Annotated in this window: 14 protein-coding genes; 11 read left to right on the top strand and 3 right to left on the bottom strand. The window is 41.3% G+C overall.

Annotation, left to right across the window (positions count from 1 at the left end; genetic code table 11):
- Positions 1–17: 17 nt before the first annotated feature.
- Genes H6786_02770 through H6786_02750 form a run of 5 tightly spaced genes read left to right on the top strand, consistent with a single transcriptional unit; the run spans position 18 to position 5,796 of the window.
- Positions 18–1,025 (top strand): glycosyltransferase family 4 protein, encoded by a 1,008-nt coding sequence (locus H6786_02770; protein MCB9816298.1) that lies wholly within the window; start codon positions 18–20, stop codon positions 1,023–1,025.
- Positions 1,018–2,805, top strand: a complete 1,788-nt coding sequence (locus tag H6786_02765; GenBank protein ID MCB9816297.1) for a hypothetical protein — start codon at positions 1,018–1,020, stop codon at positions 2,803–2,805. Before H6786_02770 ends, H6786_02765 begins: the two co-directional genes overlap by 8 nt.
- A 20-nt stretch (positions 2,806–2,825) precedes the next feature.
- The gene (locus tag H6786_02760) at positions 2,826–3,872 is read left to right on the top strand and encodes an exostosin family protein (protein ID MCB9816296.1); all 1,047 of its coding nucleotides are present in this window, start codon (positions 2,826–2,828) and stop codon (positions 3,870–3,872) included.
- Positions 3,873–3,877: 5 nt separating this feature from the next.
- Complete coding sequence (locus H6786_02755; GenBank protein MCB9816295.1) at positions 3,878–4,993, top strand: glycosyltransferase; 1,116 nt, start codon at positions 3,878–3,880, stop codon at positions 4,991–4,993.
- Complete coding sequence (locus H6786_02750) at positions 4,990–5,796, top strand: FkbM family methyltransferase (protein ID MCB9816294.1); 807 nt, start codon at positions 4,990–4,992, stop codon at positions 5,794–5,796. Before H6786_02755 ends, H6786_02750 begins: the two co-directional genes overlap by 4 nt.
- Positions 5,797–5,838: 42 nt before the next feature.
- On the opposite strand, the gene H6786_02745 is transcribed toward H6786_02750, so the two are convergent.
- Positions 5,839–6,573, bottom strand: coding sequence for an SDR family NAD(P)-dependent oxidoreductase (locus H6786_02745; GenBank protein MCB9816293.1), 735 nt, complete (start codon positions 6,571–6,573; stop codon positions 5,839–5,841).
- Positions 6,574–6,673: 100 nt separating this feature from the next.
- Here H6786_02745 and gmd point away from each other — a divergent pair, with 100 nt between their 5' ends.
- From gmd to H6786_02715, 6 genes are read left to right on the top strand one after another with little or no spacing between them, the layout of a single operon-like run.
- Positions 6,674–7,669, top strand: coding sequence for a GDP-mannose 4,6-dehydratase (gene gmd / locus H6786_02740; GenBank protein ID MCB9816292.1), 996 nt, complete (start codon positions 6,674–6,676; stop codon positions 7,667–7,669).
- A gap of 5 nt (positions 7,670–7,674) precedes the next feature.
- Positions 7,675–8,925, top strand: coding sequence for a class I SAM-dependent methyltransferase (locus H6786_02735; GenBank protein ID MCB9816291.1), 1,251 nt, complete (start codon positions 7,675–7,677; stop codon positions 8,923–8,925).
- Positions 8,926–8,936: 11 nt separating this feature from the next.
- A complete protein-coding gene (locus tag H6786_02730) occupies positions 8,937–9,326 on the top strand; it encodes a cupin domain-containing protein (protein ID MCB9816290.1) in 390 nt (129 codons plus the stop codon).
- Positions 9,327–9,346: 20 nt separating this feature from the next.
- On the top strand, positions 9,347–10,456 hold the full coding sequence (locus H6786_02725) for a glycosyltransferase family 4 protein (protein ID MCB9816289.1): 1,110 nt from the start codon (positions 9,347–9,349) through the stop codon (positions 10,454–10,456).
- A 3-nt stretch (positions 10,457–10,459) separates the two neighbouring features.
- Positions 10,460–11,125 (top strand): class I SAM-dependent methyltransferase, encoded by a 666-nt coding sequence (locus H6786_02720; protein MCB9816288.1) that lies wholly within the window; start codon positions 10,460–10,462, stop codon positions 11,123–11,125.
- Between the two features lie 6 nt (positions 11,126–11,131).
- Positions 11,132–11,842, top strand: a complete 711-nt coding sequence (locus H6786_02715; GenBank protein ID MCB9816287.1) for an adenylyltransferase/cytidyltransferase family protein — start codon at positions 11,132–11,134, stop codon at positions 11,840–11,842.
- Here H6786_02715 and H6786_02710 read toward each other — a convergent pair.
- Together H6786_02710 and H6786_02705 are read right to left on the bottom strand one after the other, a co-directional pair.
- A complete protein-coding gene (locus H6786_02710) occupies positions 11,832–13,085 on the bottom strand; it encodes an oligosaccharide flippase family protein (GenBank protein ID MCB9816286.1) in 1,254 nt (417 codons plus the stop codon). The genes H6786_02715 and H6786_02710 overlap by 11 nt on opposite strands.
- Positions 13,086–13,101: 16 nt before the next feature.
- A complete protein-coding gene (locus tag H6786_02705) occupies positions 13,102–13,695 on the bottom strand; it encodes an FkbM family methyltransferase (protein ID MCB9816285.1) in 594 nt (197 codons plus the stop codon).
- Positions 13,696–13,936: the final 241 nt, after the last annotated feature.

Here is a 13,936-nt window from a genome sequence, read left to right as displayed (position 1 = left end):
ACTTCGTTTCAAATGCTATGAGAGTACTGATTGTGACACAAGTGGTAGACACAGAGCATCCGATTCTTGGTTTTTTTCATCGGTGGCTGGAGGAGTTTGCAAAACACTGTGAGCAGGTGACGGTTATTTGCTTACAAGAGGGAGCGCATGCTTTGCCAGATAACGTCAAAGTATATTCGCTTGGAAAAGAAGTGGGGAAGAGTCGACTCACGTACTTGATTCGCTTTTACAAATTGATCATCAGTCTGCGTCATGAGCACGACAGTGTCTTTGTGCACATGAATCAGATCTATGTCCTCCTCGGTGCACCGCTGTGGCGGCTGTGGAGAAAGCGTGTTGGACTGTGGTACATGCATGGGACGGTAACCTGGTCATTGCGGCTGGCAGAGAAGCTAGTAGATGTCATCTTCACAGGCTCACCTGAGAGTTTTCGGCTGCCAAGCAAGAAGGTGGTGGTGACCGGACATGGGATCGATACGGGCCGGTTTGCTCCGCAAACCGGCCCCAAAGATCTCGACCTCATCACGGTCGGACGGATCACTGAATCAAAGAACCTGATTGCGTTGATCGATATTTTGCGTGAAGTTCGCCAAGAGCATGAGGTGACACTGAGTATTGTGGGAGGTGCGCTCACCGAAGGTGAGCGCGCCTACGAAGCCAAGCTACGCTCACACATCGAACAGTATGATCTCGAGCATGCGGTGCAGTTCTTAGGGCGAATCCCACAGGCAGGCCTGCCAGAAACACTCGCCAGAGCCAAAGTATTTGTGACCGCGGCCCAAAACGGCAGCTTGGATAAGGCAGTCCTTGAAGCTATGGCCTGCGGCTTGCCGGTGGTTTCTATGGCGCCGGGGACAGAGTCGCTGCCGCTAGGTCTTGCTCAAGTAAAGGATGTCTCAGGTATGGTACAAATGATTAAAAAGGTTATATCTGAAAAGACGCCTTTCCATCAAAATGACTATGTCAACTTTGTTTCTAGTAAGCATAGTTTGTCAACTTTAATCCCTAAAATTCTACATGAGTAACTTTTCGTATAAAAAACATTTGGATTTTTTGAGAGGAGTGTCAAACTACTTTAACAGTACTACTGATCCTCATTCAAGGAATTTTTGTGACAAACATGGTATCGAACATATTGGCAAGACGGCATACTCGATTGCAATTGATTTGTTTTTGCATGAGGAGGGTAATGATGAGGAGTATTTAAACCGGGCTCGTCAACGAGCTATGCGGGTAGTATCTCGCCAGTTTGAAGTCGAGGGTAGGTACGTATATCTACCGGATGGAAATGAGAAGTGGAATATGTCGCAGAGAGTTATTGATGCTGGAGCTGCTACAGATATGTTGGCCACATTTTTATTGTCGGCGGGTTCAAAACTTGCCAAAGAAGAACGGGAGAGCATTTCATCAGTAGTGTATAAAAATGCTGACACTTATCTTACAGAAGCTTCAGTAGAAAAAGCTCCTACGAATCAGCGTTTGTGGGGAGCGACGGGTCTTGCTTCAGCATATACTCTCTTTAAAAAGCCAGAGTGGGCAGAAGCGTTACGGTCGTCAGTTTCTCGAAGTCTTTCTGAAATGAGAGGAGATGGAAGTTTCCCATACGTGACAGCATATGAGGGATACGGCATGGATTCTTCAGCCAAAGATATCACCCCCTATTACCATTCGCGTCATGTGGTTTTTTTGTGGCACGTTTTGGATTCGTTGGGAGGTGATCAGGCAAAAGAGATTCATGACTTACTCCTGGCCACGGATTTCTTAATTGGTTTGTATCAAGCTGACGGCCTTAAAAATATTGCTCTTGAGACTAAGCATTGGTACTTCCTTTCGCCTTACGAAGTAGCAAGTAACTCCTATGATGCTTATGCGTTCTTACGTGCTTACAGACAAACCGGCGAAGACAAATACGCTCATTATGCCTTGCTTGCACTGAATCATCTGTATCGACATCAACAGGAAGACGGTTCTCTCATAGATCATTACGGTAGTGAGGTGAATTTTCAGTGTAAATATTTTTGGAACTCGCACTGTGCCTGGTTAACAAGAATTGCTGACGATGTTAAAAATCTTGAAAAGAAAAGCTTTACTCCAACCGTATCACACAATTGTACTCTCGCTCCATCAGGGATTGTAAATGTTAACAATGGCGCGGTTGCGTTTATTTTACGAGGAGCTAAGACTCCTCGACGAGTCATTATGGGTCCAATGATTGGTGGAGGTTCTTTGGTGTATTTTGGTACAAAGGAGATGAAGTTTACTAACCTCTTGCAAATGAAAATTTTGCCGTCTCGTGTTCCCGGTAACTTCCATCTTACCGAGACGGTTTTAAATCCTGGGTACTGGTGGAGGATTAGGGGTAAGGACTTAAAGGCGTTGCTTATATACGCCAGGATTGAATTACGCGCTTTCAGTATTTCTGGTTTTTTGCAGAGGATGCGCATCGTTTGGCAAGAGACATTCTCCTTAAAAAATCACGCGTCTTCGATGTACGTCACAGATGTCAAGATTGAACACAGGGGTGCTACCATTAACGTGTCAGATGCTGGTTTGGCCAGAAGAGACGGAAAAAAAATATCAGGCTATTCACTTGAGCGAATTATAAATTACTCTGAGACAGCCATAGTTATACAAGAGAAAATCATTGTAACAGCCGCGCAAAAAGGTTCACTGGTATACGTACTGCCCGACGTATCTTCTGATCTAGAGCTCAGCGGTACCTTGGAGACTTCAGTATCTAAGAGGATGATCTCAATCTCTTCCGGTCAAGGAGTTGCGTGTATAAAGTACTGCATGAAAGCCTGATTTTAGGTTATAAATGATCTATGTTGAAGATTTATCTTTACAAAAGAGAGGAAGGAACACCGGATTCCTATTTGTTAAATTTGTTCACTTCAGTGGAGGAAGAGGCTGGTTTACTGTTTCAAAAAGTACCCACGGCCCCATTTAAGCGTATGGTGCAGTTTGTTACGACACAACAAGGAGCTGACTACATGATGATTCCGCACTCGTATTTTTCTATAAAAGACCCATCTGGCACATACCTAAAAGAAGCTGGTCTCTTTGCACAACAGCATAGGCTGAAAACCATTATTTTTGCCTACGGTGACACTCATGATGATATCCTTTTTGATAATGCAACAATTCTCAGAACTGCGAAATATCGGAGTAGACTAGTAAAGGACGAATTTATAATTGCGCCATTCGTAGAGGATTTAGGAGAGCGTTATGGGGTAGAGCCTATTTCAAAGGCTGCGCTGCCGACCGTGGGGTTTGCTGGTATGACCCATTTACCAACTACAACAGCAGAGATGAAGTACAGACTGAGGTTATTACGCTCCTTTTTAAATGAACTTTTCGGTAAGAGAGAACAATATGAACGGCAAGGATTGTATTTTAGGAGAAAAATTTTGTCCGTGTTGTCGAAAACTAACGCGATTAATCTGCGTGTACAGAAACGAAAATCATATTCAGCGTCTAAGAGTACTATACAGGGAGATCCAAAAGTGTTGCGTCAGCAATTTATTGATTCTATTAAGAACTCCCACTTACCTCTTGTTGTGAGGGGAGATGGAAACTTCTCGCTCAGATTCTTTGAGGTGTTGTCTCTAGGAAGAGTGCCGTTGTTTGTAGATACTGATACCCCGTTACCATTTGAGGACGAGATTAATTATGATGCATTTATACTTCGGGTTGATTACAATGACATAGAAAAAATACCTGAAATTGTCAATGATTTCTGGGAGAGGACATCGGAGGAAAAGTTTGTAGAAATGCAGCAGAAGGCGCGCCAAGCCTTCGAGCATTATCTCCGCGCCGACGCCTTTTACAAAACCCTTTTTAGCCATCTCGCCAGTGGTAAGAAGAACTAATCACTATGAAAATCGCCTATCTCGCCAACGTTCGCTTCCCAAGCGAACGAGCGCATGCCGCTCAGATCGCACACAATTGTGAAGCGTTTGTTCAGGCTGGTAGCGAGGTTGATCTGTATGTGACTGAGAACGCCAATGCAAGTGAGTTAAAGGTTGCAGAACAGTTTGGATTCACTCCACATTTTTCAGTGACCACCTTACCACCACAGTGGTTGTATCCTCGCTACAAAATATCGTTTTACGTGCGGGAGTTTATTTTTGCTTTCGCTTTTTTCTTTAGGAAGAGGCCTGGGCAGTACGATATCATTTACGCTCGAAGTGAATGGATATTGTGGCTGCTTTCATTTTTTGTTAAATCATCACAGCTCGTGTGGGAGTCACATGAAGCGAAGTTTAATCTGGCCGCACGACGATTGTTGCAAAAAGGGGTGAAGGTCGTAGTTATTTCGCAAGGAATCAAGAAGTACTATGAGACACATGCAGTGCCAGCCGAACAGCTGTTGGTAGCTGAGGATGGTATTGACGATGGTTTCTATGCACAAGTGCTTGATAGATCAGTAGCTAGGGAAAAGCTTGGTCTTGATCGAGATGATTTCATTGCTATGTACATTGGTGGATTTGATGTTTGGAAGGGTATTCACACTTTCTTTGAGGCTGCCCAGCATGCGCCAGATGTTAGGTTTGTCGCTATCGGTGGTAGTGAATCCGAGATTGTTGTGTTGCATGCTCAGTATCCGACAGTGCAGTTCTTGGGGTCAAAGCCGTATCGAGAGTTACGAAATTATCAACAAGCAGCCGATGTCTTGGTGGTACCAAATACCGCGAAGGAATTGCTCTCAAGCCACTACACTTCACCCTTAAAACTCTTTGCTCACATGGCTTCTGGTGTTCCAATGGTTGTTACTGATATTCCGAGCTTGATCTCTGTGGTCCAGTCGCCGCAGGTGACTGTCTGTGCACCCGACAATCCGATCGACATGGGAAATGCTATCATGGAAGTACGTGCTCACTATGAAGAGAAAAAGTCTGCTGCGGAAGACCTCAAATCTTCCGCAAGAAAGTATACTTGGAAAGAGCGGGCTAGTTTGATTAAGAGTTTTCTCCTGCGCGAAGTTTCATGAAGTCATTGAATCATTACTTAAAATTATTTTTTATACATACTCCTGTTCTGTCCTTCAATCTATCCGACAGAAAATTTTTCAAAGGGGTTGTACTGACGTTCCGCTTCTGGTTGTTCTTCATAGATAAAAAAATGTTACACAGTTCACAAGCTTGGTCTTTAGAGTGTGTCTATAATGGTAAGCATTTTTCTCTTGAATTAAAATCGGCTTCGGATGTTTCGGTATTATCTGAGGTCTTTGTACTAAAAGAGTATGAATGGCAACTAGATTTTAATCCAAAATCGATCCTTGATCTGGGGGCCCATTGGGGCGACTCTACAATCTACTATGCGGCAATGTATCCTCAGGCAACTATTCTAGCGATTGAGCCTAACGAAACTATCTACAACAGACTTGGAGCACAAGCCACACAGTTTTCAAATGTAAGAACATTGCAGGTTGCGCTAGGTACTGATGAAGGTTTTACGGACCTTTATGTATCAAGAAACACCCTTGGCAGCTCTCTTGTGCGGAGAGAAGAAAGGAGTGAAGTGATACGTGTTAAGACGCTCTCTTTATTTGATTTATGTAATTTAATGAAAATTAAAAAGTTTGATCTCGTTAAATTTGATATTGAAGGAGCAGAAGAAATTATCTTTAAAGATGTAAAAAATAAGGAGTGTGCCAAAGCTTTTATCGGAGAAGTTCATTTAGATTTAATGAACTTGACTTTGGATGATGTTAAAGAATACTTTGCTGACTTTGAGTTAAGTGTAAGTAAGATCAGTGAGATGAGATATATTGTGAGGGCGGTAAAAAAGTAAGGGGCACAAAAGAACAGTTTTCAGGTCTCTGGCTACCATAATTTAGTGTAGTGGTTCAGGTTCAGTGTGTTTAATCTTACTTGCGTTTCCATTTTTTACAACTACAGTATCGCCATTCGAATATTTTTCAGGACAATAAATTATCTCTTTTACGAGAGAAGAGATAATTTCTGGAGACTGCTGTGTTTCTGAGTCTTTTGCGACGCGTTCTCGCATTTGTGTGTTTGTGGCACCGGGACAAACAGTGAGCGCCCTTTTCTTTGTGTGTCCAAATAGTTTTGCTACGATTTGTGTAAAAGTGTTTAGGGCGGCTTTTGACGAGGCGTAAATCGGAAACTCTGGATTCCCCCACAGTGCAGCAGTTGATGAGATTGTAATAATTCCACCCTCCTCACCAAGATTTCCAAGTTGACTTTTGATGATGTATGTTGGTGCTACTGCATTGATCATGAATGTTTTAACTTCCGTTTGAGGAGATTTATCTTCAAACTCGTGTTCATTAATAAAACCCGCGGCAAATATTATCCAATCAATTTTTTCTACTTGCTTGGACAAACTTTCTGTGAATAGCTGTAGCTCTGTTTTGTCAGACAAATCTGCTGGAAGCAAATGGACTTGGTTTCCGTGTCCAGCAAGTTTTGCCTTCAGTAATTCTAATTTTTCGTTGGATTTTCCATGTAATAGGAGGGTCGTGTTTGTTATTGAAAGAGATTTTGTGATAGCTTCTCCTATTCCTCCTGTGGCCCCTAAAAGTAGTACAGTCTTTGTTGCTTTCATAAAGTGTGATCGTTTTTCCCTCGAATGGTGATATTTTCAATAAACGTTATAATACTGTAACTACAAATCAGATAAGTTGTTACAGGTATATCCATATTGTATGTCTAAAGTTGCGCTAATAACAGGTATTACTGGTCAAGATGGTTCTTACCTTGCTGAATTATTGCTGGATAAAGGATATGAAGTTCATGGCGTCGTTCGACGTTCTAGTAATTACTATATTGGTTCCGATGATGGGATGTGTGAACAGGGCTATTTAACTGATCATGATAATTTACACCTACACTATGGTGATTTGTCTGACTCGAGTGGTTTGGAAAGAGTTATCAAAACAACTCGTCCAGATGAAATATACAACTTAGGTGCAATGAGTGATGTTAGGGTTAGTTTTGATATTCCTGAATACACAGGAGATGTAACTGGTTTGGGTACGGTTCGCATACTTGAGGCTGTTCGTAACAATGATTTGAAAAATACAAGAATCTATCAAGCGTCAACGTCTGAGCTTTTTGGGAAGGTTGTTGAGACTCCGCAAACTGAGATGACTCCATTTTATCCCAGAAGTCCCTATGCGGTGGCCAAGCTGTATTCTCACTGGATGTGCAAAAACTACAAAGAGTCATATGGAATGTTCATTTCTAGTGGCATACTCTTCAATCATGAATCTCCACGTAGGGGTCCAAATTTTGTGACGAGAAAAATTTCCAGAGGGGTAGCGAATATTTTGGCTGGTAAACAGGAAAAAATATTTCTAGGAAATATTGATGCAAAGAGAGACTGGGGCTATGCTCCAGAATATGTTGAAGCAATGTGGCATATGTTGCAACAAGATGAGCCTGATGACTATGTACTTGCCACCAATGAGACTCACTCGGTTCGTGAGTTTCTTGAGGAAGCATTCTCCCATGTTGGATTAAATTGGGAGGATCATGTGGAAATCAAGAAACAACTTTTCCGGCCTGCTGAGGTAGATGTCTTGATCGGAAATCCTGCTAAGGCAAAAGAGAAGCTTGGCTGGGAGCCTAAAACTACTTTTAAGGAGTTGGTCAGTATTTTGGTAGATGCTGATATTGCTAGTGTAAGTAAAGAACAATGAGTAAGATGAACCTAGAGTTTTTTGGTAAGGTAGCAAAAAGCTGTCATATGTGTAGATCAGATAAACTTTCCTTGGTCTTGGATTTGGGCATGCAACCACATTCTGATGATTTTTTGTCTCAGGATCGTTTGTCTCACGTAGAGCACTTTTCCCCTCTGCGCCTTGTTTCGTGTCAAGACTGTGGTCTACTTCAGATTGATTACTTTGTGAATCCTGAGATACTCTATCAAACCAATTATGTGTACGAGTCTTCCATTACCACCAGTGGAGTTGCTCATTACAAAAAGATGGCTGCAGATATAGCAGAGAAATTTCATTTTAACAAAGGTGATTTGGCAGTGGATATTGGAAGTAATGTGGGGGTGTTGCTTTCTGGATTCAAAGAACAAGGCTTTTCAGTGTTGGGAGTTGATCCTGCTGAGAGGGTTGCAAAAAAAGCAATCGATAGTGGAATTGAGACCATTGTTGACTTTTTCTCTGATGAGATTGCAAAAGATATTGTAGAAAAGAAAGGTAAAGCAAAAGTGGTTACTGGCACCAATGTTTTTGCACATCTTCACGATATTGATTCTGCAACAAAAGGCATTATAACTCTCTTGGATAAAGACGGTGTTTTGGTCATTGAAGCTCCATATGCTGTTGATATGATTGAACATGTAGAGTATGACACGATTTATCACCAACACATTGGTTACTTATCTGTAAAACCAATGGCTCAATATTTTAAACGTTTTGGCTTAGAGCTCTTTGATGTTGAGCATCAAACTATTCACGGCGGAACGTTGCGATACTTTGTAGGACATGAAGGAGTTCATTACACCTCCGCTCGAGTGACTGAGGCAATAGAAGGAGAAGAAAGATTTGGTGTTTATGATCTCCGGAGGTTAGAAAAATTTGCGAAAGATGTCTATAAGCAAAGGAAGGAGCTGCGAGCTCTTCTGGACTCAATAAAGGAAGAGGGGAAGACAGTGGCCGGAATTTCGGCTCCAGCAAAAGGGAATACTTTGCTTAATTATTGCGGTATCGACACGTATTACTTTGACTTTATCACGGAGAAAAGTAGTTTTAAACAGAGTCTTTTTACTCCAGGCACTCGTATTCCCATACATGGAGATGAGAAATTGTTAGAAACGCAGCCGGATTATGCAGTTATCCTTGCTTGGAATTTTGCGGACGAAATAATGAAAAACCTTTCAGAATATTCCAAAAGGGGTGGCAAATTTATTATTCCGATTCCGTATCCGGTTATTAAATAATTTAGAAAATTATGGAAAGTAAGTTGATTAAGATTAGAAAAGTTGATCCTGCATTTTGTGACGAAAGAGGCTGTATAACTGATGTGATTGATAAACCAGTTGGTCATATTGGTCACATCACCTTTACAAAGGGTGCTTTAAGGGCAAAACATTATCACAAAGAGTCAACTCAATATGATTTTATCCTCACGGGTAAAATACGACTAATCGTGTGTCTTCCTGATGGGTCGGAAAGAGAGGATCATGTGTTAAATGCTGGTATGGCAACTGAAGTACCTCCAGGAATTGTGCATACGTATGTTGCAGAAGAAGAAAGTTCGATGATAGATATTACTACACTCAGTAGAGAAGATAATGGATACGAGGAGGATACTATAAGAGTCGACCTGGATCTTTCTTAGTCAAGAGAAAGATATTGATCATGAAAATATGTTTCGTAACTGATAATGTAAATCCAAAGGCGGGTTTAGGGAGAATGGTCCACAACATTACCGGTCTCCTAAAAGAAAGGGGTCATGAGATTGGTTTTGTTTTGGCAGAAGGTAAAGCTGGTAAAAAAAGTCTAGCAGTCGGTTTTCGTTTTTCTTGGCGGCGAATATTAAGCACATTCGTAGATATATTAAGAATGCGAAGTTTCTTAAAGGAATATGATGCAGTTGTGAGTTTTGATGTCCAGCCAGCCGGCATGTTAGTTTACTTAGCCACACTTGGTCGACGTGATGTCTGTGTTATTCATGCGTTGGGTACGTATGGTCTATTTACTCCCGATAATTGGATTAAAAATAAATTAATTAGTTTTGCTTATAAAAAGGCAAGTCGTGTTTTCTTGATAAATGATTTTGTTAGAAAAAAAATTGAAGAGTCAAATCCTGAATTCTTATTTAGTCAAAACGTAAGCCTCGTTCCTGTTGGTGTTAACACTAAACGGTTTATTAAGAAAACAAACCAGCAAGCAGGTGCGACAAGTAAAGAATACGTGATAAGTGTTGGAGCGTTGAAACCTCGTAAGGGACAATTAGAATCTTTGAAAGCCTTCTCTTCGATCGCTAGTTCATATCCGAATTTAAATTATGTGTTTGTTGGTTCAACCTCTGATGCACCAAGTTACTACAACCGGATTGTTCAATATGTTAAAGAGTGCGATTTAACAAATCGAGTGTCTTTTGTAGAAAACGTGAACGACGACCAGTTGGTATCGTTGTATAGTCAAGCGAAATTTTTTGTTCTGACTCCATCAAGTTCAAAAACTTCGATTGAGGGTTTTGGCATGGTTTATCTCGAATCAGCACTGTGTGGCCTAACTGCTATAGGTACAAAAGACACGGGAGCAGAGGTTGCAATAATTGACAACAAGACAGGGTTGCTAGTTGATCAAGATGTGACAAAAATCGCAGAAGCCATGATAGTCCTGATAGAGGATGATGCGTTAAGAGAGAGATATGCGAAAAGTGCTTACGAAAGAGCTCTTACTTTTGATTGGAGTTCCGTGGTAGATTTATATGAATCTGAATTAACAAAATTAACTTCCTGATTTATGGTTGAGATCATAAAAAAAATTCTTCGCCCCTTCTATGTGCCAGTAATGAACTGGCACCATAGAGTATTTAAAGCTCCTAAGAGGTATCATCACTTGTTTGATGAAATTGCACGGAGTAAAGCTCAGACTATACTTGAGATCGGTACTTGGAACGGTAATCGAGCACTTGAGATGATAAAGACGGCAAAGGAAAATTCGCCTGGTAGTATTAAATACATAGGTTTTGACCTCTTTGAAGATTTAACGGAGGAGTTGTATGTTCAGGAGCTGTCGAAAAAGCCGCCTACAAAAAACGAGGTTCAAGAGAAGTTGCTAAAGAGCGGGGCAGAAATACTTCTGATCAAGGGTGATACAAACAAAACCTTGACAGAGTTTGCCGATGGAACAGAAAAGGTAGATTTCGTATTTATTGATGGCGGACACCACGTGGCTACTATAAGCAACGACTGGGCTGCGGTAGAAAAACTTATGCATGACAAAACCGTAGTTATTTTTGATGACTATTGGAGAAACAGGCCAGCAGAGTCTGCTAAGCCGGTGGTCGATGCAATTGATCAAACCAAATATATAGTCGAGGTTCTTCCAGAAATAGATAGTTTTAACAACCCAGATTTTGGTCGATTAGAAATCAGTTTTGCAAAAGTGACAAAAAGAAATCCTTAGTAAGGTATGAAGAAAATTGTTATCTCTGGTGGATTTGATCCAATCCATCCTGGTCATATTGCAATGATAGAATCTGCTTCAGAATACGGCGAGGTACATATCGTTTTAAATAGTGATGATTGGCTAGTTAGGAAAAAGGGGTTCTTTTTTCAGCCCTGGATAGACAGAAAAAAGATATTGGAGGCATATACACCATACATTCATACTGTTGATGATAGTGATGGGACAGTATGCGAGTCTCTCAAAAGGATTAAGCCTGATTATTTCGGTAATGGAGGAGATAGGAAAAGCAGTAATACGCCCGAGTTAGTTGTTTGTACAGAATTAGGCATACAGCCAATTTTTGAGCTTGGGGGAGGCAAATACAATTCGAGTTCTGAGATAAATGCGCGCAAGAAAGTATCTACCAGGTGGGGTTGGTATGATGTACTGATAGATATGCCACAATTGAAGGTAAAGATGTTGCATATCGCTGCTGGAAAAAAACTGTCTCTCCAAAGGCACGAGCGAAGGAGTGAATTCTTTTTTATGCCAAACGGTGAGGTTCGTATGAATTTGCCTGGTGTTTGGCACGCCCCACAAGCACCAGATGATAAAGAACTTGTTATTTTGGAGGTGCAAGTTGGCGTGTCAGAAGAAGAAGACATTGAGAGAGTTTCTGAGGAGTCTCCTGAATACCATCAAGAGGTAAGTAAGAAAATTGAGCTCAACAAGTAGTTTGTCGTGTTGTGTGGAAGAAAAGTGCGTACGAAATCACACAGACAAAGATTCTGTGTACTACACGTGCTGTGACTAAACCAATCATTCCATAAAAAGGTAAGAGTAGTAGCAGTGATGAAATTTGAAATATAGCACTCGTCACTTGAAATTTGTAGAGTAGTCGGTTTTTGAGTTGTGCCTTTAGAGCGTTGATGGGAATGCTGCCTATTCCCGTCATTATCCCTAAAACATATATTTGGGACAGGAGAACTGATTCGGAATAGCTGGGGTACAATACAGCAAAGATCAGTGGTGCTGCTAAGTAGTATGCCAATGCACAGACTGCCAAAAAAGAAAAATAGATCAATGATTTATGCAGAATAGTACTCCTTATAGAATTTAACTTTCGATTTGAGAAACGCGGAAGTATTAAGGAGTCAATAGTTTTCGTGATCCCTTTGTATTGGTCAGGTAGGGCAGTGGCAAAGGCGTAGATGGCTAATTCTTTTGCGCCGAGAAATTGAAAGACGAGAATTTTATCAAGTTGTCCAGCGAAACCGAGTAGTATGTTTTGGTAGCTGGTGTGCTTGGCGTAGCTAATGAACCTTTCACTTGTTTCTTTATCAATGATATCCTCTTTCTTTGGTTTGTTTAGGTGATAGACGACGGTATTTGCGAGTAAGTTACTTAACAGGAATGATAAAAAGATGATCAGCACACTGTCAGTGAAGAGTGTGGCGGAGACAATACTAACCGTAGTGACAAGTGTTTTGAATGCGTGCCAGTGGGTGCTGACGTTGAATTGCTGTTTCCCAAAAAAGTATGGGAAGATGAGTGTTGTTGTGTTAATGAATGGTTGAAAGATGGCGATCAGCACCATTCCGATTGCTAGCAGTTCGTTTCCATTGAAGAAATAATAGGCTGCACCAATGAGGCCAACTACAGATGTGATAAGACCGTATTTTGTACTGAGTTGGATGGCCTGACCGAAGAACCCGAGCAAATTTTTTGCTGTCGCTTGTGTAATTGCGCTACCGAGTCCTGATAGTGAAAAGAGTGAGATTATCACCGACCCAGTGACAAGATATCTATAATTACCGTATACCAGCGGATCGAGATAGTTAGCAAAGGCGTATGAGGTGCTTAGTACAGCTAAAATAGTAAATAGGTGTCCAAAGAGCAACCAAAAACCACCGCGGAGTGTGTACTTTGCGTCAAATTTAAATTTATCACTCAGGAATGTTTCAATCTTATTGAGCATGTTGAGCTGTCAGCACTTAACCAGTTTTCAGTACAAAGATAAGAGAAAACTTTACAACGAATTTCAGTGAGTATCCTTGACCGTGTAGGTATTGGTACAGTGGGTGGTCTTGCATGTGTTCGATCTCAAAGTCATGTGCCTCTACTACAACCACAGTGGGTTTGAATTGGTTCCAGTCATTCGATTGCAGTACTTCTAGGTCGAGCCCTTCAACATCAACTGAGAGCATGTCTATGGTTTGGTTGGGAGGTGCGTGTTCTGAAAGGATATTCTTCAGAGGCTTCGTTTCAACCGTTGTGGTACCCAGATACTGATTCCAAGTTTTTTTCTTCCAGTGCTCTGCCTCTGTATCAGAAAAGGTATTCACCGCTGGGTCAGCAAACTGATGGTAGGTTAGGGTTCCTGCGGTTTTGCTGACACCCAACTGTACATTGGTATCGTGTGGCCGAGCCTTTTTGAAGAGGGCTATCGTGTCGGGGTTGGGGTCGATATTGATGCCGTGCCAACCGCGTTTGAAAAGAAGATACGTATTTGAAATTCGGTATGGGTGGTGTGCGCCGACATCAACATAAAAGCCTCTATGGTCAGGCGCAAAAAGTGAACGGAGCATTATGTCTTCGCCGTTTTGTGAATAGTATGTCTGTCGAAAGTGTGTGAAGGAGTGTTTTAGACTCACGAGTTTAAACTGATATTTTGGATGAATCAGAGTTTTCAAGAGTTTCTTAATCATAGTGAAGTCTCGCAGTGTATTATATACCAGAAAGAGTTGGTAGTGAGTGGATCTGAGCAGGGTGCAATGTGATGGTGAAATTAGCGAAGGTTCTTTTGTGTTACAAATAATTCAAACAAAA

This window comes from Candidatus Nomurabacteria bacterium, from assembly GCA_020632075.1.
GTDB lineage: Bacteria > Patescibacteriota > Minisyncoccia > Phycocordibacterales > UBA918 > OLB19.
Note: the sequence above shows the minus strand (reverse complement) of the source record. Positions and strands in the feature narration are given on the sequence as shown.

Excerpts from the sequence above, each read along its gene's own strand:
- H6786_02770 (MCB9816298.1), top strand. The coding sequence starts at position 18 with ATGAGAGTACTGATTGTGACACAAGTGGTAGACACAGAGCATCCGATT.
- H6786_02765 (MCB9816297.1), top strand. The coding sequence starts at position 1,018 with ATGAGTAACTTTTCGTATAAAAAACATTTGGATTTTTTGAGAGGAGTG.
- H6786_02760 (MCB9816296.1), top strand. The coding sequence starts at position 2,826 with ATGTTGAAGATTTATCTTTACAAAAGAGAGGAAGGAACACCGGATTCC.
- H6786_02755 (MCB9816295.1), top strand. The coding sequence starts at position 3,878 with ATGAAAATCGCCTATCTCGCCAACGTTCGCTTCCCAAGCGAACGAGCG.
- H6786_02750 (MCB9816294.1), top strand. The coding sequence starts at position 4,990 with ATGAAGTCATTGAATCATTACTTAAAATTATTTTTTATACATACTCCT.
- H6786_02745 (MCB9816293.1), bottom strand. The coding sequence starts at position 6,573 with ATGAAAGCAACAAAGACTGTACTACTTTTAGGGGCCACAGGAGGAATA.
- gmd (MCB9816292.1), top strand. The coding sequence starts at position 6,674 with ATGTCTAAAGTTGCGCTAATAACAGGTATTACTGGTCAAGATGGTTCT.
- H6786_02735 (MCB9816291.1), top strand. The coding sequence starts at position 7,675 with ATGAACCTAGAGTTTTTTGGTAAGGTAGCAAAAAGCTGTCATATGTGT.
- H6786_02730 (MCB9816290.1), top strand. The coding sequence starts at position 8,937 with ATGGAAAGTAAGTTGATTAAGATTAGAAAAGTTGATCCTGCATTTTGT.
- H6786_02725 (MCB9816289.1), top strand. The coding sequence starts at position 9,347 with ATGAAAATATGTTTCGTAACTGATAATGTAAATCCAAAGGCGGGTTTA.
- H6786_02720 (MCB9816288.1), top strand. The coding sequence starts at position 10,460 with ATGGTTGAGATCATAAAAAAAATTCTTCGCCCCTTCTATGTGCCAGTA.
- H6786_02715 (MCB9816287.1), top strand. The coding sequence starts at position 11,132 with ATGAAGAAAATTGTTATCTCTGGTGGATTTGATCCAATCCATCCTGGT.
- H6786_02710 (MCB9816286.1), bottom strand. The coding sequence starts at position 13,085 with ATGCTCAATAAGATTGAAACATTCCTGAGTGATAAATTTAAATTTGAC.
- H6786_02705 (MCB9816285.1), bottom strand. The coding sequence starts at position 13,695 with ATGCTCCGTTCACTTTTTGCGCCTGACCATAGAGGCTTTTATGTTGAT.